9 protein-coding genes are annotated in these 24,329 nt (G+C 59.8%); 7 read left to right on the forward strand and 2 right to left on the reverse strand.

Features of this window, described 5'->3' with window-relative positions; genetic code table 11:
• Nucleotides 1-8 precede the first annotated feature (8 nt).
• From PseuLF5_RS18485 to PseuLF5_RS18515, 7 genes are all read left to right on the forward strand, one after another.
• Nucleotides 9-1,295, forward strand: coding sequence for a DUF3426 domain-containing protein (locus PseuLF5_RS18485; RefSeq protein WP_340134270.1), 1,287 nt, complete (start codon nucleotides 9-11; stop codon nucleotides 1,293-1,295).
• Between the two features lie 185 nt (nucleotides 1,296-1,480).
• A complete protein-coding gene (dusB, locus tag PseuLF5_RS18490; RefSeq protein ID WP_123471041.1) occupies nucleotides 1,481-2,491 on the forward strand; it encodes a tRNA dihydrouridine synthase DusB in 1,011 nt (336 codons plus the stop codon).
• Complete coding sequence (gene fis, locus PseuLF5_RS18495) at nucleotides 2,488-2,808, forward strand: DNA-binding transcriptional regulator Fis (protein ID WP_002555375.1); 321 nt, start codon at nucleotides 2,488-2,490, stop codon at nucleotides 2,806-2,808. Before dusB ends, fis begins: the two co-directional genes overlap by 4 nt.
• Nucleotides 2,809-2,890: 82 nt before the next feature.
• On the forward strand, nucleotides 2,891-4,498 hold the full coding sequence (gene purH / locus PseuLF5_RS18500; RefSeq protein WP_340134271.1) for a bifunctional phosphoribosylaminoimidazolecarboxamide formyltransferase/IMP cyclohydrolase: 1,608 nt from the start codon (nucleotides 2,891-2,893) through the stop codon (nucleotides 4,496-4,498).
• A 190-nt stretch (nucleotides 4,499-4,688) separates the two neighbouring features.
• A complete protein-coding gene (gene purD / locus PseuLF5_RS18505; protein ID WP_123471037.1) occupies nucleotides 4,689-5,984 on the forward strand; it encodes a phosphoribosylamine--glycine ligase in 1,296 nt (431 codons plus the stop codon).
• A gap of 99 nt (nucleotides 5,985-6,083) precedes the next feature.
• Complete coding sequence (locus PseuLF5_RS18510; protein ID WP_340134272.1) at nucleotides 6,084-8,858, forward strand: hybrid sensor histidine kinase/response regulator; 2,775 nt, start codon at nucleotides 6,084-6,086, stop codon at nucleotides 8,856-8,858.
• Between the two features lie 159 nt (nucleotides 8,859-9,017).
• Nucleotides 9,018-9,614 carry a MarC family protein gene (locus PseuLF5_RS18515; protein ID WP_064117315.1) on the forward strand — a complete coding sequence of 199 codons (597 nt, stop codon included), beginning with the start codon at nucleotides 9,018-9,020 and terminating at the stop codon, nucleotides 9,612-9,614.
• 79 nt (nucleotides 9,615-9,693) lie between these two features.
• On the opposite strand, the gene PseuLF5_RS18520 is transcribed toward PseuLF5_RS18515, so the two are convergent.
• The gene (locus PseuLF5_RS18520) at nucleotides 9,694-16,761 is read right to left on the reverse strand and encodes a TcdA/TcdB pore-forming domain-containing protein (RefSeq protein ID WP_340134273.1); all 7,068 of its coding nucleotides are present in this window, start codon (nucleotides 16,759-16,761) and stop codon (nucleotides 9,694-9,696) included.
• Between the two features lie 265 nt (nucleotides 16,762-17,026).
• Complete coding sequence (locus PseuLF5_RS18525) at nucleotides 17,027-24,211, reverse strand: TcdA/TcdB pore-forming domain-containing protein (protein ID WP_340134274.1); 7,185 nt, start codon at nucleotides 24,209-24,211, stop codon at nucleotides 17,027-17,029.
• Nucleotides 24,212-24,329 lie beyond the last annotated feature (118 nt).

The following is a 24,329-nucleotide window of genomic DNA, read 5'->3' on the forward strand; positions in this document are numbered from 1 at the left end:
ATCGCCGCATGACCGACAGTTTCGTCACCCAATGCCCGCATTGCCAAACCAGCTTCCGTGTCAGCCATGCTCAATTGAGCGTGGCCCGCGGGGTGGTTCGCTGCGGCTCCTGCCTGCAAGTGTTCAACGCCGCCAAACAGCTGCTTGAGCAACACGCCGGCAAGGACGCGGTGACACCGGTCGCGCCCCCCTCGGGCGAACCGGCGCCGAGCCCGGCACCAACGCCTGCGGCAGAACCTCCGTCCGTCGCCGAAACACCCGCACCACGCGCCATCAGCCAAAAGCAATGGAGCGCCTCGGACCTGGACCTCGACAGCCTCGATCTGGACGAAGAACTCGCCCGCCTCGAGCAACGTGAAATCCAGCCGACCACGGAATTCGGTCGCCCGCGGGAAGACGCCTTGAGCGCCCGCCGTGACAACCACGAAACCGATGAACCGGTATGGCGCGACAGCCTGTTCAGCGCTCGCGACGACGAGCATTTGCCCGAACATGAGCCCGAGCTCGCTGCCGAACCCGAGATTGTCGAGCCAGAACCACTCAAGCCTGCGCGCACCGAACCTTCGCTGTCGCTGGAACCGGTGGACCTGGACGACGAACCGGCGATCCCGCAACTGCGCCTGCACGATCCGATTGATCCACATGCCCGCCGCGAACGTTTGTCCGCCAGCGACGACAGCGATGAGGACGATCTGCCAGCGGTCGAGCCTTTGCGCAAACAGCGTGAACGCGCCGAACCGGGCGTGCGCGCTGAAGTCCTGCAGGACCTGACCGACGATCCGCTACAACTGGACTGGCAAAAGCGCCGCTCGCCCTGGGGCCGACGCTTGCTCTGGCTGCTGTTGGTGCTGCTGGCGGCCGGCGGCCTTGCCGGCCAATACATTGCCTATCATTTCGATGAGCTGGCGCGGCAGGATCAGTACCGCCCCTGGTTTCAGCAGGTCTGCCCGCAGATTGGCTGCACGGTGCCATCCAAAGTCGACATCGCCAGAATCAAGAGCAGCAACCTGGTGGTGCGCAGCCACCCGGAGTTCAGCGGCGCACTGGTGGTCGATGCGATCATCTATAACCGGGCGACGTTCTCCCAGCCGTTTCCGCTGCTGGAGCTGCGCTTTGCCGACCTCAATGGCCATCTGATAGCCAGTCGTCGCTTCAAGCCCGGCGAATACCTCAGTGGCGATCTCGAAGGGCTGGCGGAAATGCCACCACAAACACCGATCCACATCGCGCTGGATATTCTCGACCCAGGCCCGAAAGCGGTGAATTACAGCCTGAGTTTTCACTCCCCGGAGTGAACCGCTTCACCGCTTCTGCATTGACGGCGGTTTTCTGACTGCGCCGCGGCCAACCAAACCGCTGGCGATAACAGAATAACTGTTCAGATTTTGTTCAATTCAGCCTTTATCCAGTCATCGAGAGCGGGTATCATGCCAACCCTTTTTCGAACTCTCATGATCCGGCCCCACTTCAGGGAAGTCCTATGTCGGCGGTACGCATCGGCCCATACACATTGCAGAACGGCTTGATTCTCGCCCCGATGGCGGGGGTCACCGACCAGCCCTTTCGTCAGCTGTGCAAGCGTTTGGGCGCAGGGCTTGTAGTCTCGGAAATGGTCACCAGTGACATGAGCCTGTGGAACACCCGCAAGTCGCGCATGCGCATGATCCACGAAGGCGATCCCGAGCCACGCTCGGTACAGATTGCCGGTGGCGACGCGCAGATGCTGGCGGAGGCGGCCCGGGCCAACGTCGAGCTGGGCGCACAGATTATTGATATCAACATGGGTTGCCCGGCAAAGAAGGTCTGCAACAAGGCCGCCGGCTCCGCGTTACTGAAAGATGAAGCACTGGTGACCGAGATCCTGCAGGCCGTGGTGGCTGCGGTCGATGTGCCGGTCACCCTGAAGATCCGCACCGGATGGGATCGCGACAACAAGAACGGCTTGACCGTGGCGAAGATCGCCGAGCAGGCCGGGATCACCGCGCTCGCAGTGCATGGCCGCACTCGCGCCGATCTGTATACCGGTGAAGCCGAGTACGACACGATTGCCGCGATCAAGCAGGCCGTGTCGATTCCGGTGTTTGCCAATGGCGACATCGTTTCGCCGGAAAAGGCCCGTTACGTGCTCGACGCGACCGGTGCCGATGGCCTGTTGATAGGCCGTGCCGCCCAGGGGCGGCCATGGATTTTTCGTGAGATCGACCACTTCCTGCGTACCGGCGAGAAATTGCCGGCACCGGAGCTGATCGAAGTGGAACGCATCCTGCTGGAGCATCTGGCCGCACTTCACGCCTTCTATGGGGATGTGATGGGCGTCCGTATTGCCCGCAAGCATGTGGGCTGGTATCTCGCAACCTTGCCGGGCGCCAAGGAGTTTCGCGCCCACTTCAATCGTTTGGATGGTACGGAAACACAATGCGCCAACGTTCGGGAGTTTTTCGCCGAGCGTTACAAGAGCCTGACAGGGGACGAAGAAGGGGTGGCCGCATGACGATGATGACCGAGACTTTAGTGAGTGGAACAACACCCGTGAGCGACAACGTGAATTTGAAACAGCACCTCAATACCCCGAGCGAAGAAGGCCAGACCCTTCGCGGGAGTGTCGAGAAGGCGCTGCACAATTATTTCGCCCACCTTGAGGGCGCGTCCGTCACGGATGTGTACAACCTGGTGCTCTCCGAAGTCGAGGCTCCCCTGCTCGAAAGCGTGATGAACTACGTCAAGGGCAACCAGACCAAGGCCAGTGAGCTGCTCGGACTCAACCGCGGCACGCTGCGCAAGAAACTCAAGCAGTACGATCTGCTGTAAGCATTCAATCAAACCAGAAAGGCGCCCGCGTAAAACCGGTCGCCTTTTTTGCTGACTTCCTTTGCTTTTGATGGAAATTGAGATGACCGACCAGACTACCCGCCTGCCGATCCGCCGCGCCTTGATCAGCGTTTCCGACAAGACCGGGATCCTCGAATTCGCCAGGGAGCTCGAAGCTCTGGGCGTCGAGATCCTCTCCACCGGCGGGACGTTCAAGCTGCTGCGCGACAACGGCGTTGCCGCAGTGGAAGTCGCGGATTACACCGGTTTCGCAGAGATGATGGACGGTCGGGTGAAAACCCTGCACCCGAAAATCCATGGCGGGATCCTCGGTCGTCGCGGGATCGACGACGCGATCATGAACGAGCACGGTATCAAGCCGATCGACCTGGTTGCCGTTAACCTCTACCCGTTCGAAGCCACCATCAACAAACCAGGCTGCGACCTGCCGACCGCGATCGAGAACATCGACATCGGCGGCCCGACCATGGTTCGTTCGGCAGCGAAAAACCATAAAGACGTGGCGATCGTGGTGAATGCCAGCGATTACGCCAACGTTCTGCAAAACCTCAAGGCCGGCGGCCTGACCTACGCGCAGCGTTTCGACCTGATGCTCAAGGCATTCGAACACACCGCCGCCTACGACGGCATGATCGCCAACTACATGGGCACCGTGAATCAGGCTGCCGACGTGCTGAGCACCGAAGGTCGCAGCGAATTCCCGCGCACCTTCAACAGCCAGTTCATCAAGGCTCAGGAAATGCGCTACGGCGAGAACCCGCACCAGAGCGCGGCGTTCTACGTGGAAGCCAAGCCGGCAGAAGTCGGTATTGCCACCGCGACCCAACTGCAGGGCAAAGAGCTGTCGTACAACAACGTGGCCGACACCGACGCCGCGCTGGAATGCGTGAAGAGCTTCGTCAAACCGGCCTGCGTGATCGTCAAGCACGCCAACCCGTGTGGCGTGGCCGTAAGCCCGGACGCCGAGGGCGGCATCCGTCAGGCCTACGAACTGGCCTACGCCACCGACACCGAATCAGCCTTCGGCGGCATCATCGCCTTCAACCGTGAGCTGGATGCCGAGACCGCCAAGGCCATCGTCGAGCGTCAGTTCGTGGAAGTGATCATCGCCCCAAGCGTGAGCGAAGAAGCCCGCGCCATCGTCGCCGCCAAAGCCAACGTGCGCCTGCTGGCCTGCGGCGAGTGGTCGGCTGACCGCGCTGCTGCCTGGGACTACAAGCGCGTTAACGGCGGTCTGCTGGTGCAGAGCCGTGACATCGGCATGATCAGCGCCGATGACCTGAAAGTCGTGACCAAACGCGCCCCGACCGAACAGGAAATCCACGACCTTATCTTCGCCTGGAAAGTCGCCAAGTACGTTAAGTCCAACGCCATCGTCTACGCCAAGAACCGTCAGACCATCGGCGTCGGCGCCGGCCAGATGAGCCGCGTCAACTCGGCACGTATCGCCGCGATCAAGGCTGAACACGCCGGTCTGCAAGTCGCCGGCTCGGTGATGGCATCGGACGCGTTCTTCCCGTTCCGCGACGGTCTGGACAACGCGGCCAAGGTCGGTATCACGGCGGTGATCCAGCCGGGCGGCTCGATGCGTGATGCTGAAGTGATTGCTGCGGCCGACGAAGCCGGCATCGCCATGGTGTTCACCGGCATGCGCCACTTCCGTCACTAACCAGTCGACGGCCGCACTGAAGCCGGCATCTGCTGCGTTGGAGCCGACCTCGATGATGCTCATTGCCAAAAGGCAACTCCGCTCACCGAGGTCGACTCCGCCTTGCATCTACCGACTTCATTGCGACCTCCTACAGCGTGAAGCGCTTTAGGCTCTAAAAACAGAATTAGCGTCATCCGAGGTTTTTGAAATGAATGTTTTGATCATTGGCAGCGGTGGCCGTGAACACGCCCTGGCCTGGAAAGTGGCTCAGGATCCGCGTGTGCAGAAGGTTTTTGTCGCGCCGGGCAACGCCGGTACCGCGATTGAAGCCAAGTGCGAAAACGTCGCCATCGACGTACTGGCCCTTGAGCAACTGGCCGACTTCGCCGAGAAAAACGTTTCCCTGACCATCGTTGGTCCGGAAGTGCCACTGGTGGCGGGTGTGGTCGATCTGTTCCGCTCCCGTGGCCTGGACTGCTTCGGTCCGACCGCCGGCGCTGCACAGCTGGAAGGTTCGAAAGCCTTCACCAAGGACTTCCTCGCCCGTCACAAGATCCCGACGGCCGACTACCAGAACTTCACCGAGATCGAGCCGGCCCTGGCCTATCTGCGGGAGAAAGGCGCACCGATCGTGATCAAGGCCGATGGCCTGGCCGCCGGTAAAGGCGTGATCGTTGCCATGACCCTGGCCGAAGCCGAAGACGCTGTGCGTGACATGCTCGCCGGCAACGCGTTCGGCGACGCCGGTTCCCGCGTAGTCATCGAAGAATTCCTCGACGGCGAAGAAGCCTCGTTCATCGTCATGGTCGACGGCAAGAACGTCCTGCCGATGGCCACCAGCCAGGACCACAAACGTGTCGGCGACGGCGACAGCGGCCCGAACACCGGCGGCATGGGTGCCTACTCCCCTGCACCGGTGGTCACCGCTGACGTGCACCAGCGCGTGATGGATCTGGTGATCTGGCCGACCGTGCGCGGCATGGCTGAGGAAGGCAACGTCTACACCGGTTTCCTGTATGCCGGTCTGATGATCGACAAGGCCGGCAATCCGAAGGTCATCGAGTTCAACTGCCGCTTCGGCGATCCGGAAACCCAACCGGTGATGCTGCGTCTGCAGTCGAGCCTGGTGCTGCTGGTCGAAGCCGCTCTGGCGCAAGCGCTGGACAAGGTTGAAGCACAGTGGGACCCACGTCCGAGCGTCGGCATCGTCCTGGCCGCTGGCGGCTACCCGGGCGACTACGCCAAGGGCGCAGCGATCAACGGTCTGGACACCGCCGCCAGCCTGGAAGGCAAAGTCTTCCATGCCGGCACCGCGCTGAAAGACGGCAACGTGGTCACCGCCGGTGGTCGCGTACTCTGCGCCACCGCCATGGGCGCCAGCGTGAGCGACGCCCAGCAGCAGGCCTACAAACTGGCGGCGGCGATCGACTGGGAAGGTTGCTTCTACCGCAAGGACATTGGCTACCGCGCCATTGCCCGTGAACGTGGCGAAACCCAAGAATAAGCTGCACATCACGCCCGGCGGGGAATGCCGTTCCTTGCCGGGCTGTTCCGCCGTCGCGCATCGTTATATTCTGGCATCAACCTACGAAGGGATTTCGCCGTGCGCTGGCTCAGGATTGCCATAAGTTTCACCGTCACGTTGCTGACCTTGCTCTGCATGCTCCCGGCCCAGGCCGCGCAAGGCAGTGGCTGGTCGGTATTGCTCGACGACCAGGGCAATCTGCAACTGAGCGACATTCGCTCGGCTCGCTACACCAATCAATTCAGCCCCATCGAACTGGACCGCCTCACGGCCGCCGAGCCCGATGGCGCACTGTGGCTGCGTTTCAAACTGGCGCCGGGCAAACACGAACAGGTGCTGCGCATCTTTGCCCCGGACCTGTCGCACCTCAATCTCTATGTGCTGGAAGGCGACCAGCTGATCGAGCAACGCGACACCGGCACCCGCCAGCCCCAGGCTGAACGGCCATTGCCGAGCAGCGACTTCATGCTGCCGCTGCCCCAGAGCAACAAGCCTCTCGATATCTACCTGCGGATGGTGTCCGACCACCAGTTACGCCCGCATATCACGCTGCAATCAGCCGTGATGAGCGCGGCCAACCATAACCAGACATTGATTTTCGGCCTGTTGTTCGGCTGCCTCGGCATGTTGTTGCTGCACAACCTGGTGCGCTACGCCTATTCCCGTTCGCGCAGCAGCCTGTGGCTGGCCATTTGCGAAGCTCTGCTGGCGCTCAGCCTGTTGTTGCTGCTCAACCTCGCCGGTCCCTGGTTGCCGAACTGGCATGCGATCCAGACCCCGGGCGCCTACCTCGCGCTGTTGCTGACCGCCCCGGCCGGGCTGATGTTCGCCTTGCGCTTCTTCGCCCCGCTCGGTCCGCACCCGCTGAACAAACTGCTGCTGGGCGACATTCTGTTCATCGTGACCTGCAGCCTGTTGCTGTTGTTCGTCAACACCCTGCCACTGAACATCATCACCTATGCGCTGGTGGCCCTGGCCGGCCTGAGCATGCTGTTCGTGGCGGTCTATCACTGGCAGAAGGGCTATCGTCCGGCGCGGCTGTTTGTCGCGGCAATGGTGGTGTTCAACATCGGCACGCTGATCATTCTGCCAGCGCTGCTCGGGTTGACCCTGGTTGCACCGCAAGGCTTGATCATGACGCTGATGGCGTTCATTTGCGTCAGCGGCCTGTTGATGAGCATTGCCTTGGGCGAGCGTCAGCGCAGCATCACCGAAAGCCGTTTCAGCATCAGCCGCGACCTCGCCGCGAGCAATGCCGAGATCAACGCCAAGGCCGAATTCCTCGCCAAGATCAGCCACGAAATCCGCACCCCGATGAACGGCGTACTGGGCATGACCGAGCTGCTGCTGGGCACCCCGCTGTCGGTCAAACAACGCGATTACGTGCAGACCATCCACAGCGCCGGCAACGAACTGCTGACGCTGATCAACGAGATTCTCGACATCTCCAAGCTCGAATCCGGGCAGATCGAACTGGACGACGTGCAGTTCGACCTCAACGCCCTGATCGACGATTGCCTGAGCATCTACCGCGCCAAGGCCGAACAGCAGAACGTCGAGCTGATCAGCTTCATTCAGCCGCAGGTGCCGCGCGTGATCAGCGGTGACCCGACCCGCTTGCGCCAGACACTGCTGAGCCTGCTGGAAAACGCCCTGAAGAAAACCGACGAAGGCGAAGTGCTGATCGTCGTCGCCCTCGACGAGCGCAGTGTCAAACCGCGCCTGCGCATCGCCGTGCAGGACAGCGGCCAGCCGATGGAGCCGGAGGAACGCGAAGCGCTGATGCACGCCGAACTGCACAGCAAGCATTTCCTCTCGGCCAACCGCCTGGGCGGCAACCTCGGACTGGTGATCGCGCGGCAACTGATCCGCCTGATGCACGGCGAATTCGGCATCAAGAGCGGCGCCAGTCAGGGCAGCACGTTGTGGCTGACCTTGCCGCTCGATCCAGATCGCCTCGAACACCCGACTTCCGATCTCGACAGCCCGTTGCAAGGCGCCCGCGTGCTGGTGGTCGACGACAACGACACCTGCCGCAAAGTGCTGGTGCAGCAATGCAGCGCCTGGGGCCTGAACGTCAGTGCCGTGCCGTCGGGCAAGGAAGCGCTGGCGCTGCTGCGGACCAAGGCGCACCTGCGCGACTATTTCGATGTGGTGCTGCTCGATCAGAACATGCCCGGCATGACCGGCATGCAACTGGCCGCGAAGATCAAGGAAGACCCGAGCCTGAACCACGACATCCTGCTGATCATGCTCACCGGCATCAGCAACGCGCCGAGCAAGATCATCGCGCGCAACTCCGGGATCAAGCGCATTCTCGCCAAACCGGTGGCCGGCTATACGCTCAAGACCACGCTCGCCGACGAGTTGAACCAGCGCAACAAGGGCCAGGTGGTGTTCCAGCCGCAAGTGGTGACGCCGTCTACGGCAGCCAAGGTGCCGAGCGATTTCCGCATCCTTGTCGCCGAAGACAACACCATCTCGACCAAAGTGATTCGCGGCATGCTCGGCAAACTCAACCTGCAACCGGACACCGCCAGCAACGGCGAAGAAGCCCTGCAGGCGATGAAAGCCCAACGTTACGATCTGGTGTTGATGGACTGCGAAATGCCGATTCTCGATGGTTTCTCCGCGACCCAGCAACTGCGCGCCTGGGAGGTCAGCAACCAGCGCATCCGCACACCGATCGTCGCGCTGACGGCGCACATCCTCGCCGAACACAAAGAACGCGCACGTCAGGCCGGCATGGATGGGCACATGTCCAAACCCGTCGAGTTATCGCAGTTGCGCGAGTTGATCGAGCATTGGGTTGCCCAGCGTGATCAGCAGAACCGAACGGCGTCGACCTTCTGAATCGCCCGTTGGCGGGATGCAATCGACGCTCGAGTTCACCCGGTGAGCTGGGCGAGACGGACACCACCGCGGCCTGTGCTGCCATGAGTTCTGTCACGCCTCAATCGCTGCTCGACTGATAGACTCCATCCCCACACTCTCCTGCCGCGAGCCGACACCATGCTCCATGTGCTGTTCAGCGTTTACCTGAAGATGCTGGTGCTCTACAGCCCGTTCTTCGTATTGTCCTGTTTCATCAGCCTGACCCGTGGTTATTCGCGCAAGGAACAACGGCGCCTGGCCTGGAAGGTGGCGTTGGCGACGCTGGTCTCCAGCGTGTTGCTGTATCTGTTCGGGCGGGTGATTTTCGATGTGTTCGGCATCACCGTGGATGCTTTTCGCATAGGTGCCGGCAGTGTGCTGTTCATTTCGGCATTGGGCATGGCCCAGGGAAAACCGGCGGTGCAGGCCGATAACGTGCAGCAGGACGTGACCATCGTGCCGCTGACCATTCCGTTGACGGTCGGCCCCGGCACCATCGGTGCTTTGTTGGTCATGGGCGTCAGCCAGCCACACTGGGACGACAAACTCACCGCGATCATGAGCATCGCACTGGCCAGCTTCACCGTGGGCGTGGTGCTCTACCTGTCGAACCGCATCGAGCGGATCCTCGGCGATCAGGGTTTGCAGATTGTCAGTCGGCTGATGGGCTTGTTTGTCTGTGCCTTGGCGGCACAGATTATCTTCACCGGTATAAAGGGTTATCTGGTGCCCTGACGGCCGGGATCGCGGATAACGGGTGCACAACAAAACGCCGCGAACGACAGGGTTCGCGGCGTTTTGCTGTCGGACGACCTTACGCGGCGATCGCCGGTACCGCCGTCAGATCCTGCAGCGTCATGCTTTTCGAACGCCCTTCACCAGCCTGCAAACGTTGCACCCACGTCGATACCGCATGGGAATGCTGGTGATTGAACGCGAGGAAAACCTCGCCGCGCAACGCCTCGTCAGCAGAACAGACATCACGCAAGATCAGGCAATGCTCACTGTCCGGATCAATGATCAGCAGATGTTCCCGGACGATTTCGAAGAGCAGTTTTTCCGGCGCATCGAACTCCCAGATCAACTTGCCAGGCACCGCTGGCACTTCACCCGACGCGTGCCGGCAATCAATGATCAGCGAATCAAGCCTGCGCCAGGCGGCCCGCGATAGCCTGCAGGTCACATGCCCCTGCCCCAGCCGCAGAACCATCAAAGAGACGTCATCGGGAATCAGCGGCAACAGATCATCCACACGGTCCTGCGCCTCTATGGTCACCACCTGAGCGTTGCGCTGGAAGTAGTTGAATCGCCCAAGGCCGTGCATGCCCGGATAGGTCTGCACCGTGCCCGCGGCAGGCTCGTGGAGCAATACCGTGGTTGCCCCCTCGCGGGATGGCTGATGCTGTGTACCGAGCAGAACAACATCCAAAGGCAGCGCTTTGCCGACAACGCGCACCAGCCTGGCACCCTGCACGTCATACCATTGCAGACTGTCCGGACCAGACTCGACGAAAACGAACTCTTCGTGATCGACGTCGTTCAACAAGGTTTGCAGGCGTTCGAGCAGCGGACCGCCCTGCGCAGTGACCCAATGTCGATTGACCCCACTGATGACTTCAGACTCCTGATAGCGAAGGTTCAGCAATACGCCTTCCACCGTAGTGCCCGCTAACCCCGAGCCGTCGACGCGCACCTCGGCAAATCGCCAGTCAGCCCATTCCGGCACAGGTGCAGGCAGAGCGTCGGCGTGCAACAACTGCGCACCTGCGCCAAAAGCCCGCTCAAGATTCTGCGGATCCATGAGTGGCTGGCTCCAGATCGCTCCGCTCGAGAGGTCAAACACCCAGCACGCCTGGTTATCGGGTGTGACGCCGAGCAAACGTACTTCCTTGTCGCGCCCCATATCGCACAGCAGCAAGCGGTTGTTCACAAACCAGGCCGACAGGTTGCCGTCACCGGCGACGTTGCGTAACCCGACAATCGCAAAACCGTTCGCCGCATAACGTTTGGCGATTGATTCCAGCGCCAGCCACCATTGCGCTCGATCCTGCAGCCATCGCTCATCGAGGCCAGCCAGCAGCACATCGCCTTGCGCGGTCAGATTGAAGAAACGCCCCTCGTCATCGAGTAGCAGATACCCCCCGTCAACAGCCACCACCTGCGTCAGTCCTGCCGGCTCGATCCAGCGTTTCGACCATTGCGCCTGGCCCTGCCTCACGGTTCGCTCCTGCCGGCAAAGCGTCTGGTCGATGCGGTTGTAGATGAAGAACACATCGGCGGTGTCCGTCATCGGCATCAGCATCAAGTCGCCGAGGTGCTTGATCGAGTCTTTCCAACCGCGGGCATGACGAGGCAGCGGCTGGGGATGAATCAGCAGTCGATCGGCGCTGCGGATCCAGACCATATCGCGCTTGCCCGGATCGAATGCCCAACACACGGAAACATAGGCCGCCGGTTGCCACTCCACCGTAGTCACACCATCTTTTTCGGGATGGGAACGGGCGATCAGGTAATTGCCCAGCACCGAGGGCCAATCGACCAGCGTATCGCTGGCAAACACGGTGGCTTGCAACTCGCGATGCTGACCGTAAGTCACCGAACCGAGCAATAACTGTCCGTCGTGGATCAGGTAAGCGAATTCACGCGGGGCATGGGCAGCGCTGACCGTTTGCACAAAATGAATCACGCCGTGGGCATCGACCTGGAATTTGTCGAGCAGACTGTCCCCCTCCAGCAATACACGGAAGCGATGTTTGATCAGTCCGCTGAGCGTATCGACCTGCCAGATGTCGTAGCTGTCCGCCACGTAAAAGTACGCATAACCGTTGACCACCAGCGCCAGCTGGGCCTCATCGGTTTCCCCGGCGCCTTCGTTGCGAATATAGAGAAAGCGCTCTTCGTGCGCGTCATACCACCCTGTGACGTACCGGGGTTGTTGCGGTGATTCGAACGGGATTGGCCACTGATGAATCGGCGTGTAGGGCAGCAGCAAACGATGCTCGTTGGCCAACATCTTGTAGTGCGTCAGCAACGCCTGCTCATCCAGCCCGGCAGGCGCACTCTGTTCGATGATCGCCAACTGACGCCTGACCTGATCAACCTGGAACAATTGCTGATCGGCTATACGCAAGCGCAGCGTATGTCGACCACGGCCGGACAGCTTCAGGTGCACATTGCCGATGTACAACTCGCCGAGTTCGACGCGGATATCCGTCACACGCGCCCATCCGGCCTCCAGCACCCAGCTGCATCGGGTGCCGCTCGGCGCTTGCAATTCGATGTCATAACCGCGGCTCAGCGCCAATGTGCATGAAGCGTCGGCTCCGCAAATACGGTAGGACACCTTGCCCTCCCAGATACTCGGCAGCGACGGCGCCACCAGGACCCGTTCGACGGCATCCAGCTGCACCTCGATGACAGTCTGGCGATAGTCGGCATACAACCGATGCAGGATGTATTCGCAAGGAAAGGAATAAAACGAAAAACGAAACAGCCAATTGCCGTTCTTGTTCTTTTTTTCCAGACGTCGCGCCGTATCGAAACCGCGGTCGTCGCGCAGGTTGCCAAATGGCAGGGCCTTGTATTCATAGCCATAGCAAGTCTGCGGTGTACATGGCAAGACGATGGTCTGTTTGGCTGGAGGGGTAAACACGATCTCGCCCGGCAGTTTTAACTGCTGACGGATATCAATCGCCCGGTCGTAGTCGAGGTCGTAGTCCGTCACGCCGATGTGATCACGCAAAGGGTAGAGTTTGGGACTGTCGAGGCGCAGTTTGCCATTGGCCAGATCAATGCTTTTGACCAGCAGCGCAGGCTGCACAGTCCAGGCGCCCAGGCGAGCGTCGAAGTGATAGCCGATCCCGCGATACGCATGTTCCATGTCCGCGAAGAAGTTACCGACGGCCTCCGCATCACGTGCAATGCCGGTAAAGCCCTGGGCGAGCGCAGCGAACCCGACCGCCAGACCGCCGAGGATGACCCCCGCGCCCCCGAGCACCGCCGCAGCGGTTGAGGCGCCGGCCAGCGCCGCTCCGATCCCCCCCGCCGTCAAGGCCAGGCTGGCTGAGTCAAAGGCCAGTTGGGTGCCGAACTGTGCCTTCTCGACCTCATCTTCGGCGGTCGCCAACTGGTAGACATCAAAACCAACGTTGGCCAGCCCCAGCACTGCGCCGACACCTTCATTGGCAGCGTGACCCAGCGCTTCGCTGACCACCGGCCCAACGGTGCGGGCAATGACCTTTTGCTCATTCAGCGCCGTGCGCACCAGGCGAATCAGCCCCACGACATCCACCACGTTGCCATGCACCAACTGTGCATAGTTGACGTAGCCATGCAGACGCACAGCCGTGGTCAGTGTGCGCGCCTCCCCTTCCCGTCCGCGCAATGTGTTCATCAAGGCCTGAAGAGTGAAGCCGGCGTTAAGGGTATGCACACTGCCGGCTTCGGTGGGATCCACCCCATGAGCGGTCCGCTGCGGTTTGCGCGCCAAGGTTGAGAACTGCCCGGACAACCAGGTTTTGATGCGCAACAGACGGTGATCCTCACTGAGCACCTCGACCACCTGCGCAGGATTTGACGGATTGATGAGACTCAGTCGGTATGAGCCTTCAGGCGTCACTTGCAGCGTTTCGAACAACGGCACCAAAGGCGTCGCCCCAGCGTGCAGTTTTTGCAAGGCCGCTGTGGCGGCGGCGATCTCCTGGCCCCACCAATGGCTGTCCAGTCCGAGCAGGCTCGCGCCCAGGTGGGCGTTTTCGATCAGCGATCGGCCGTGCGCGCTATTAAGACGCTGGCGAAGGCTGCCTTCCGGTTGTTCCGGCAACGGTTCATTACTCAACAATGTGCCCGCCGTTATCGCGCCGGACAATGGCCAGGATGAGATCCGCTCGGCGTGCAGCTCTGCCAGATTGAACTGTGGCCGCGTTTCGTCACCGTAAGCTGCGTAATAACCGGCCATCTTCTGACGCACGAAAAAATGCTCGAGCGCTTGCTGGAACTGGATGGCGTCGCTGAACCCGAACAGGCCAAAGTTGGGATCATAGAAGTGATAAGTGGTCACCCCTCCCGCCACGGTTTTAGCCGCGAGCATCGAATGGTTGTCCGAGTTGAGCATCAACATCCGGGGGCCGCTGCGACTCTCCAGAGCGGCGCTGATTTGCGTGAGGTCGGCATGGCCCAGCGGCGTACCGACGTCACTCAGTGCGATACCGCGCAGTTCCTCCACCGCGTGCTTGAAAGCGATCGAATCGTTCTTCCCTGGCTCGATCACCGCCAGAAAAAAGCGTTCGCGTAATCGCTGGAGGGCTGGGCTGCCCTCGGTAAGGGCCGCGCTCATCAGCAACGCCAATGGGTAACACCGCCCGCCAATGGCCTCGCCGCGACCACCGAGCAAGAAATCCTGAGGCACCGCTGCGAAACTGCCGAAGTCGAACGAACCGAGCAGGCGATCGGTTTGCTCGTTGATCTGCATGCGATGTTCAAGTGTGGCAACGTGTTGGATCTGCCCGACCTGCCGCCCCCACTGGCGCTGGGTGTGCGCATCCTTCAAGGCGCTTTTCTTCAGCGCCAGTGCCCCCACGGCGCTGGTTGGCAACAGGTCAGCCGCCAGACCGTTCAGGAACGCCCGATCCTGTCGCTGATACAGATGTCGCTCGATGACCGCGTAACGATTGGAAACCCCCAGATCACGAACCTGGTTGGCGAGGTTGTCCAGCTCCCCCGTGAGCGCCAGGAACGCCTGACCGTGCAGCGAATCGGCTCCAATCAGTGCGCCGAGGGCCAGTCGTTGCAACGGGGTAATCTCGTCAAGACTGAGCTCACCACGGCCCATCCCGACCAGCACTTCATCCAGCCCCAGCGTTTGCGTATTGGCGACACTGAGAAACGGCGGAGGCAGCGCACTGGCTGGCTGTTGCCTGATCAGTTGGCGTTCGGCGTAACTCAACGGCAATGGATGCTCAAAGTTGACAGGGCCATCATGACCAAGGCGCATCGCCCTGATAAACGGCTCGCCAAGGGTATCGACCAGGTGCTGCAAGACGTCCGTCAGCAATACGGTGCGGCCTTCGATTTTTGGCCATCCCTGTTCAAACACCAGGGTCGAGCCCTTGAGCAACTGCCCGATATCACCCGCATAACGGGTTTTATATTCGCCGCTACTCCAGCGCTGGCGCTCTGTCTTGAGCCATTGCTCAGGATCGGTTTCGTTGTCTTTCCAGGAGTGGTCCTGCTCCTCTTCGGTATCGCGATTGATTGTCCCAAGGGCAGAGATCGGCGTATCCGCACGAAACACCTGCGCATCCACAGGGGTAAAGTGAGTTCTTTCGTAATCGCCCATGCTGTCGCGCATGGCACCGGGTCCGGTCAGGTAGATGGTCAGTTCGCTTTGCAGGCGAATGCCGTCACTGAAGTGACAGGCTGCTGCACGGGCCAGATACGCTGCAAAAATTTCCTGCTCTGCGGGCAGTTCGCCCAGAGGGCCATAGAATTTCTCTAACGCCTCATTTGCCAGCTCTGACATACGCTCCCTGTCACTCAACGCAACTCTTCGCTGCACCGCTAAACGGGCCGTGGCATCAATCAAGTCATAGCTCAAGCGCAATCGCTTGATCAGCGATTGCAACATCGCTGCGCCGGGGTGAGCCATCAAAAATGCATTGCTCATCGACCCCCCTTCAGCAACAGCCCTCAGCGCAAAAGGTCGGACCAGCCGATCTGCCGGAGGCTGAAACACCTCACCCATGGCGGGATGGCTTTTGGCGAAGGTTTCGATTGTCGAACGGTGCTCGAGAGGGATCTGTTCCAGATAATGCGTATAGCGCTGACGCAGCGCCTGACGTCCGGGCATCCAGTGCGGATTGTGATCGAGCATCAGTTGCAAGACGCCGGCGCGGGCCGGCGGTTGAAGGCTGCCCATGTCAACACCGGCGAGATGCTTTCGCAGCGGTGGCAGGTTATCCACATCGGCGTAACTGCCACCTTCGCGGTACAGGACCTCGGCACGCACCACATCGGACGCCGCCGCCAGATTGCCGCGCAAACGGGTCTCGCGTTCGTAGATGTCTTGCAATTGCAGCGGTTCTTCGCCGACATCAAGATCGCGCAACTGCAGGTCGGCTCCCGCGAGTGCCTGCACGCTGTCACGATTGCGCTCCCTGAGCACTTGCAACGTTGCGCGGTCCTGGCCGTAGGCCTCGACCAACAACGCGATGCGTGCTTCATCAGCCGACTCGCCGCCTTCAACGGCAGCATTGATGTGGGCGTACATTTGCTGCTTCAAGACGATCGCGCGCTCTTCGTAGAGAGTGGCCAACGCACTTTCATCAATGACTTTTTCACCAACCTGTGCGAGCGCATCGGCCTTGGCCGCCTCGACAATCAGCTTGTTCGTCTGGTGGGCCAGCAGTGCATCACTGTCATACCAGAGATTGAGTGCATAACCTTGTCCGGCAAGCACCTGTCGCCAGACGTAGAGGTAATCGCGCTGTATGTCACCGACACCACCACCGAGCCAGACAAAGTGCAGCGTTTTCGCAACAGGCGTTGCCGCGGTTTTGAGCAGCGCAGCACTCGACTGAACACGGGACTCGAAGTGTTCGACCTGATGGTAGATATTCGTTAGCCGGTCATTCGTGACAGGCTGTTCCGTACCGCGCTTTACTCGCCCCGGCGCCAGCAGCAGGGCCAGGGTCTGACGCAGCAGGGCCAGCGGTTCAAGTATTCGTGCGGAGTTTTGGGGGTCGACACAAGCGCTGTAAAAACGCAGTACGGCATCACTCAGTTGGTTGTCGGCTTGCAGTTCAAGAGCCTTTTTAAGGTCGGCCAGTTCAAACAGACTGGCAAAATCGAACTCTTTATCCTCGGATGTTTTATTACTCTTCATAAACCGGGTCTCAACGAGATAATTGAGCCAACACGCTAACTACCATCAACTTCAGGCTCAAACCGGATTACATTCAAATATTATCGTGCGTCGCCAATTGCAAGCACCCATGTCAGCAGACACATGGACATTTATAGACCGTCTGTTACGCACAACCGACAACCCCAACAAACAATAACTATTGCCTGACAACCGATAACTTTAAAAACAAAAGAGCCGCCAATAATCTGTTGGCGGCCCTGCCATTTAAATTTTGATTTATAAATCAGATTATTTCTTTGATCACCGCGCCCAGCGTAACAATGGCTTCATCGCCCTGTGCCCGTGAGTAAGCCTGCAGCCACTGTTCAATGCTCAACGTGCACTGTTTGCCTTCAATGGTGACGGCCAGGGCCATGGGCATTGGCGACTCGCCATCCTGCGGATCGACGCCCCGCACTATCAAGCTGTGGGCATTGTCCGGGTCACTGAGTACCAGATGCCCGGCGACCCGGGACATCAGCAGATGTCCGGCTTCAGGTAAATCCAGAGTCAATAAGTCTGCTCGCGGCATCTCGAGCCCGGAGCTACGCCGTGGATTGACCACAATACAATCGAGGCGCTGCCAGACGGGTTCCGATAGCCGATAACGGGCGGCCTGCGCGCCGAAAGTCAGAATCAACTTGTCGACCCCATCAGGCAACATTGGCAGCCAATCCGTTACTTCGTCGTTCACTTCAAGCGACAACACGTCACCTTCACGATGGGCGTAACTGCCTGGCAGCCAGAGATCCTCCGCGGATCCGCGACTGAAGATCAACCCGTCCACCGGATCGAAAAGCATCGGCACCGTCTCGTTGAGGGTTCCCAGAAACTGCGGGGACTGCCCATCGGCTCGCCCCGCGATCTCGAAAACGCGATCCAGTGCCGGCACGTAATACTTGTAGCGATCCGGAACACTGCCCAAGGGCAAAAACGCGGCGTGGGGCTGCTCGTGCACCAGCGCTCTCAAGCGAGCCCGCAATGCCTCGGGTGATTCGCTATACACGTACGACCAGGCATTCTCGACACCGACGATGCGCGCGGGCTGATGATCGCGCAGTTGCAGATTCACCCCTTCGCGAGTGCGGCCCACCAAACCTTCGCCATCGGCCGACACCTGGCTGAATGTCCATTGCGGCCAGACTTTTTCCGCGTTTGGCAATAAGTCGGGATGCAGCAGCCGCTGACCGTCACCAAACACCTTGCGCAGTGCATCGAGCGGCATCAGCGGCTGGCGCAGGATTTGCCCTGCGGCAACGTCCAGCAGCCAAACGGCCTGCTCATCCGGAGTCCGCCCCAGCAAGGCGAACTCCTTGCGCTCGCTGCCACGGGCCAGCACAACCTTCTCCCCCATGCACCACACCGCCAGCAACGCATCGCCGGATGCACCGGTCAGGCCGAGGATCGGAAACGGTTCCGATTTATAGGCCTTGGCCAACGCCGGTAGGGCGCTCAGCCAATCAGGATTGCGTTGCAGCCAGTGCTGCCCCAAACCAAAGAACCTCAACACGTGCTCGTCGATTTCGGACTGCCAGTTATTGGCTTTGGCGCTCAAGTCGATCTCGAAAAGCCGGCCATCGGCGCGGGTGGCAATATAGCGATCCCCTGCCCGGGTGACCTCGACGATGTCCTTCGCGATGACCTGATTGAAGAAGTAATCGGTTCTGAGTTCGATGCCATGACTGAGCGTCTGAGTGTCTTTACTGTAAAAAATCAGCGCGGCTTCCGGATCCGTTACCTTGGGCATGAGCATGACCATGTCAGGCGCACTGCCGTGTTGCGCGCGAAAGTATCGCTCATGGCCGGTGGCAATCCAGGCGCGCTCCAGCAACACGTCAAAAGAGTAAGCGTGCGCGTGAACAAAGGGAGTGTATGACCAAATGCTGATCGCCGATGCCATGCCTGGCGTTCCGTCCGCGAAAGGGCGAGCCTTTTTCAGACGGTGCCGCAGAAAAGAGATTCTGCTTCCGTCTTCGGGCTTGAGGCTGGAGCCCTCAAGGCCGGGCGACCACATTTTGATATCCAGCAACGTCACATTCAGTCCGCTGATCTGGAACGTCAGTGTGGTCTCGACCTTGCTCGCGGATGCCTGCTCACGCAACTGCTGCGCGATATGCAGACTGCCGTCCGCCTGTTGGGTGAAACTCGTAATCCTGGTGCCCAGGTCAAGGCTGAGCAGACGATAGCGACGCACGACGGTGCCGGTCAGCGCATCAACCTGCCATATCGTCCCGTGATCGGGGTGATAGAACCACGCATGAGTGGCGGTCGCCGCGCCCAACACCAGGCCGCGATTGACCTCGACAGGCAGATTGCGGGCAAACAGCAAGCGCTCCTGCCGCGTGTCGTAATAAGCCGTAGTGAGCACCGGCGAGCGGGCTGGATTGTAGGGCACTTCGAATCCGTTCAGGGTCACATAGCCCTGCGCCAGACGCCTCTCGCCAGCGCGTTTGCGCAGATGAACCAGAACCTTTTGCAGGGTGTTTTGCCCGTCCTGCAGCGTGACCGAAACCAGGCGCAAACGGCGCGCCTGCCAGTCGACCTGGAACAGCTCGCCGTCAGCCAGTTCGATCAAGCCGTCGAAACCTATAACCAGCATACCGTCGACACTCAGTGTGCGAGCATCGTGGCCTGCCGATAAACGCTCGCCCGCCTGCGGTGGCGAAGCGTTGAACACAACGCGTTCGATATTGACCCATGGCGCACGGACCACCCATTTGGCACTGCCTTGAAACCTCACGGCGACCAATCCGGGGGTGAGTTGCATCTGGTATTGACCGGCGACAGCAACGATTTCGTAGTAGATTTTTGCGTGCCACTCTTTAGGCAGCTCTGGAACCACCAACTGACGAACCTGATCGTCGAGTCGCACGCTGATTTTCGTTGTTTTACAGAAGGGATGCAGCTTGTAGAGGATGTGCTTGAACGATGGCGTGCTGTGCAGATACACCTGACGGTTGCCTTGCCTGTCATATTCAAGCTTGTCTGCCACTGCGTTGCGCAACTGCGGATATCGGGTATGGATGCCGTTGTTCGAACGGTTGGCCCACACTGCTCCCAGCACCTTCGGCAGCGACGTCAATGCCCACCAGTTCGGCCCGCGTATCTCACTCGCGAGACGTGGCGTCACCCGCTCTCCAGGCAATGGCACATAGTCATAGCCCGAACCTCCCAACTGGTATTCGTAACCGAAGTAACAGATCGGTGTGCACGGCAACACCACGGTATGACGACCACCGGCATTGCCCAGCCTGATCACCTCAGGCAGCTCCAGTGCCTGACGAATGTCGACGGCCCGGTGCAGCTGTTTCGGGTCATCGTTGTACTGCGGCAACTCGAGCGCACCGCCCTTCCAGGGGTAAAACTTCTGGCTGTCGAATCGCGCTTCATCGGCTTTCAGGTCGAGGCGCGTGATGACCGCCTCGGGCGGGAACTGCAAGACCCCGTGTTCGAGTGTGTAGGCGCCGTGCTGGTAAGCATTGTAGATGGCGCGCAAATGGTTACCGACGGCGGTCGCCTTGTCGCTGATCTGTCCCAGGTTGCTGGCAATGGCCGATACACCGATCCCGACACCGAGCAGCGGCACAGACAGAATCGCCGCCGCAGCGCCGGCCGTTCCGCCCACAGTCAGCGCGACCACGTCCAGCCCCAGCGCGGCGATATCGAACGTCAGTTGCGCAGACAACCGCGAGCGCTGCTCATGATTCTCGGCCACCGTCAGCCCATAAACATCGAAGCCGATATTGACGATGGAAAAGCCGACACCGGCCGCCGTGGCGGTACGGCCCAGCAACCGTCCGGACAGCGACGACTGGCGCACGGCCAGCGCCTGCTCACTGGCCGCGACCTGACGCACCAGATTGATGATCTGCGCGGTATCGGTCAGCACGCCAAAACCCAACTGCGCATAGCTGACATAAACCTGCACTTGCAGCGCAATCGACAACGCCGGTATCTCGCCACCTGCCGCCTGATATTCGCGCAAGCGCATTTCGTTGATTAACGTCTGAATCACAAAAGCGAAACTCAACCGGCTGCCACCGTCGGCTTCGGCCGGAGCGCTCGCGCTGCCTGCAAAGGTCTTCACCAGACGTTGCAGGTGCTGTCTGACCCGGCTCAGACGCGCATCGCTGGTACTGACCGTGCGGCTGTTTTGCGGTTTTTTGACGTCCACCATCGTCACCGAAAAACCAGCCTCCGGGGTCGCCCGCACCGTCTCCAGCAATGGCAGATAGTTACCGCTCAGTTTGTGTTCATCGCGGATACGCCGGGTGGCTTCATCGAGTTCCTGCGCCCAGTAACGAGCGTCCATTTGCGCCAGGCTGGCTCCCACTCGGGCATTTTCGTTCAGGGAACGGGCACGGCCGAGCGCTTGTTTGGCCCAGACTGACGACGTTTGAGAAGCCGGGTCCTTTGTCTGTAAAAAACTGTCCACACGCAGGCTGGATGAAAGCTGCCGTTCGGCGATCGCGGCGGTGTCCAGCTCGATGACGTTGAAGTGCGCTGCGTCGACATCACCCAAACCGTAAAGCGTGGCCAATGCGTGCTGGCTGTCATTCAGGTAATGCTCCACGCCGAGTTTTAAATCGGCGTGTCCGGCAAAGGTATAGAGCGCAAAGTTAGGGTCATAAAAACGATAGAACGTTTGCTCGCCCACCTGCACGTTGGCGACCAGCAGCGCATGATTACCGGTGTCGAGCAGCAGGACGGTCGGCGCGGTTTTCGCCGCCAGCGTCTGCATCACGCTGTCGAGGCGCTGTAAGCCTCGAGACTCTCCAAAGGCCTTGCCGGACACGTCCTGAAGCTCACCCAATGCGTTCAACAACGCCTGCGACTCAACGTCCTGCGGATGTTGCGCAGCATGACCGACACGCGCGACCAGTGCACGTTCGGCCGGCTCACCGGCCGCCATGGCTGCGCCCATCAACAGCGCCAGCGGATAGCAGCGCCGCCCCGGGTCACCCGTGCCGAGCATCAACAGATCCTGGGGCACCTGCCTGCTGGAAAGCGCTCCGGCCTGGAAAAACCCTTCGCGCACCCGTGCGCTGCGCTTGAGGATCCGGGTGGTGTATTCACGCTGCGCGGTACGATGGATGTGTCCGATGCGCTCGCCCCATTGCTTCAGTGTCAGCGCGTCATTCATCGCCAGCACCTTGAGCACGCGCGACGTGTGCGTGCCGTTCGCCACGCCCCGCGCCAGTGCGGCCTCGAAGGCCGGCGACTGGCGCTCGACCAATACCTTTTCAATCGCGTTATAACGGGCGAACAAGCCTTCATCGGAGGTATCCCGGGCAATGCTCATGACGTTCTGCCAGGCGCCGGCGAACCCGCTGGCATCCAGGCTCGTCGCGCCAAACAGGCCACCGAGCATGACGCGCTGCAAAGGACTCAACTGCTCAGCCAACAGAGAGCCGTGGGCCACGTGCGAAAACAGTTCGTTGAGGTTGCTGGTGGGTTCAGCCCCCAGAGAAACGGGAATCTCACCTGCCGGTTGTGTGCGTATTTGCTCACGACTGTCGAAGTCGATGGAAAACGCTATCGGGAAGTTAATGTCACCACTCAACTTGTCTCTCATTGCGCGAGTGAACGGTTCACCGAGGTCATCAATCAGTTGCTGCAGTACCGAGGTCAACAGCACCGGTTTGCCTTCAATGACCGGCCAGCCTTGTTTGAAGGTCAGCGTATGCTGCCTGAGCAACCCGGCCAACTGACCCACGTAACGTGACTTGAGTTTGCCCGTGCGCCATTTCTCCTGCTCGTTCCTGAGCCATTCATGTTCATCGCCATTCACCGTCCAGCCGGAGATCCGTTCCTCTTCAGTGGAAACGTTATAGCCCTCGACCAGTTTCAGGCGACTACGGATCTCATTGATCTGATCGGGTTGCAGATGCTGTTCGATATACCGGGTAAGCCCTGCGGCAGCCGCCCCCGGTCCGGTAAGGGTGATGGTGCCTCGCGCATCGACGCGTATCCCGTCCTGATAATAGGTCCGGATGGCGTCAATCAATTTGGATGCTGAAAAATGAATCTTGGAATCAGGCAACTTGCCCAGCGCCTGCATTTCATTCACGACGTTTTGAATGACGTCCAGCAAACGCCCCTCATCGGCGAAGTCGATACCGGCGACGATTGATCGACGCTCGACTTCCTGCAGGCAGTCATAATTCAGGCGGATCATCTGCATGTAGGCCATGACCATGACACTGCCTGGATGGGCGATGAAGTGCGCATTCATTTCCCCGGTGACCGCACTTCCATGAGCCGTTCCCAAGCGCATGGCATCTTGCGGTGCCGCGTGCTCCTTCGGTGCAACGAAGATCTCATGGACACCCGGCTTACTGTGCGCGAACGCCGTCAGCGCCGCGTCGGCCGCAGTGGGAATTTCACCGGTTATCTCCAGGTAACGCAGTGGATCGCGCCCCGGCATCAAAGCCTCGTTGTGATCCAGTAGCAGTTTCAGAATCCCGAGTCGCTGGTTGCCGTTAAAGTCACTGATATCGACAGCGCCCAACTTCTCGGCCAGCGGCGGCAAGTAGTCCATGTCGCTGTAGCGACCACCCTCCAGGTACTCGGCCTGTAACCGCACGACATCGCTCGCTGCCGCGAAGTTGCCACGCATGGCAATTTCACGCTGGTAGACATCGTGTAAAAAGTGCCCGGCAAACTCTTGGCGAACGTCACGTAACTGCAAGTCCGTTGCGACCATTGCCCGATGCGTTTCCAGGCATTGCTGGCGAAAGTTTTCCAATGTCGCCCGATCCTTGCCGTAGGCGCGCACCATCAAGTCAATGCGCGCCTGGTCGGCGTTACCTCGCCACTGGGGTTGTTCCAGGAACGCGAACATCTGCTGTTTCAGCACCCGCGCGCGATCTTCGATCATTTGTGACAACACAGCGGGTTTGCTCAGCGTGTCGCCTCCCGCCTCCATCGCATCCACTCTGGCGGCGTCGAGAATCACCCGGTTCATTTCAAAGGCCAGCAACGCATCGCTGTCGTACCAGAGGTTGAACCGGTAACCCTGTGGTTCGAGGATCTGGCGCCAGATGTTCATGTAATCACGCTGGTTGACGCCGACTTCACTGCCACCGACCCAGACAAAGTGCATGATTTTCGGCACGGGCCGGCCTTCATCCTTGAGCAGGGTCAGCGTGTCCGCCATGCGCGCGATGGACTTGTTCAGTTGCGATCTGATCTGTTTGACGTCCCCTAACACGGGCGTTGTCTTACGCTTGATCAGTAACTCCAGCAATTCCTTGAAGAGCTTCACCGACAGCAGTCTTTCGTTGTGATCGGTTGTTTGAATAGCCCTGTTGTAATGCTCTGACAACGCCGTGTGTTCAGCGCTACCGGTAAACTCACCAAGTGTTTGTTGCATCTGCGAGTAATCTTCAGCGGAAATGAACTCGCGCAACTTATCGTTAGTTTCCATTATTACCTTCCTTGACTAAATAGAATTACCGGAAGGAAATCTATTCTGCAAAAACGGCATATTCAAACCTCAATAAGCTCAAACAATATCCAGCGAAACAACGAATAACACTTATCCC

This window comes from Pseudomonas sp. LF-5, from assembly GCF_037626295.1.
Taxonomy (GTDB): Bacteria; Pseudomonadota; Gammaproteobacteria; order Pseudomonadales; family Pseudomonadaceae; genus Aquipseudomonas; species Aquipseudomonas monsensis.

Excerpts from the sequence above, each read along its gene's own strand:
- purD (WP_123471037.1), top strand. The coding sequence starts at position 4,689 with ATGAATGTTTTGATCATTGGCAGCGGTGGCCGTGAACACGCCCTGGCC.
- dusB (WP_123471041.1), top strand. The coding sequence starts at position 1,481 with ATGTCGGCGGTACGCATCGGCCCATACACATTGCAGAACGGCTTGATT.
- purH (WP_340134271.1), top strand. The coding sequence starts at position 2,891 with ATGACCGACCAGACTACCCGCCTGCCGATCCGCCGCGCCTTGATCAGC.
- PseuLF5_RS18525 (WP_340134274.1), bottom strand. The coding sequence starts at position 24,211 with ATGGAAACTAACGATAAGTTGCGCGAGTTCATTTCCGCTGAAGATTAC.
- fis (WP_002555375.1), top strand. The coding sequence starts at position 2,488 with ATGACGATGATGACCGAGACTTTAGTGAGTGGAACAACACCCGTGAGC.
- PseuLF5_RS18485 (WP_340134270.1), top strand. The coding sequence starts at position 9 with ATGACCGACAGTTTCGTCACCCAATGCCCGCATTGCCAAACCAGCTTC.
- PseuLF5_RS18520 (WP_340134273.1), bottom strand. The coding sequence starts at position 16,761 with ATGAAGAGTAATAAAACATCCGAGGATAAAGAGTTCGATTTTGCCAGT.
- PseuLF5_RS18515 (WP_064117315.1), top strand. The coding sequence starts at position 9,018 with ATGCTCCATGTGCTGTTCAGCGTTTACCTGAAGATGCTGGTGCTCTAC.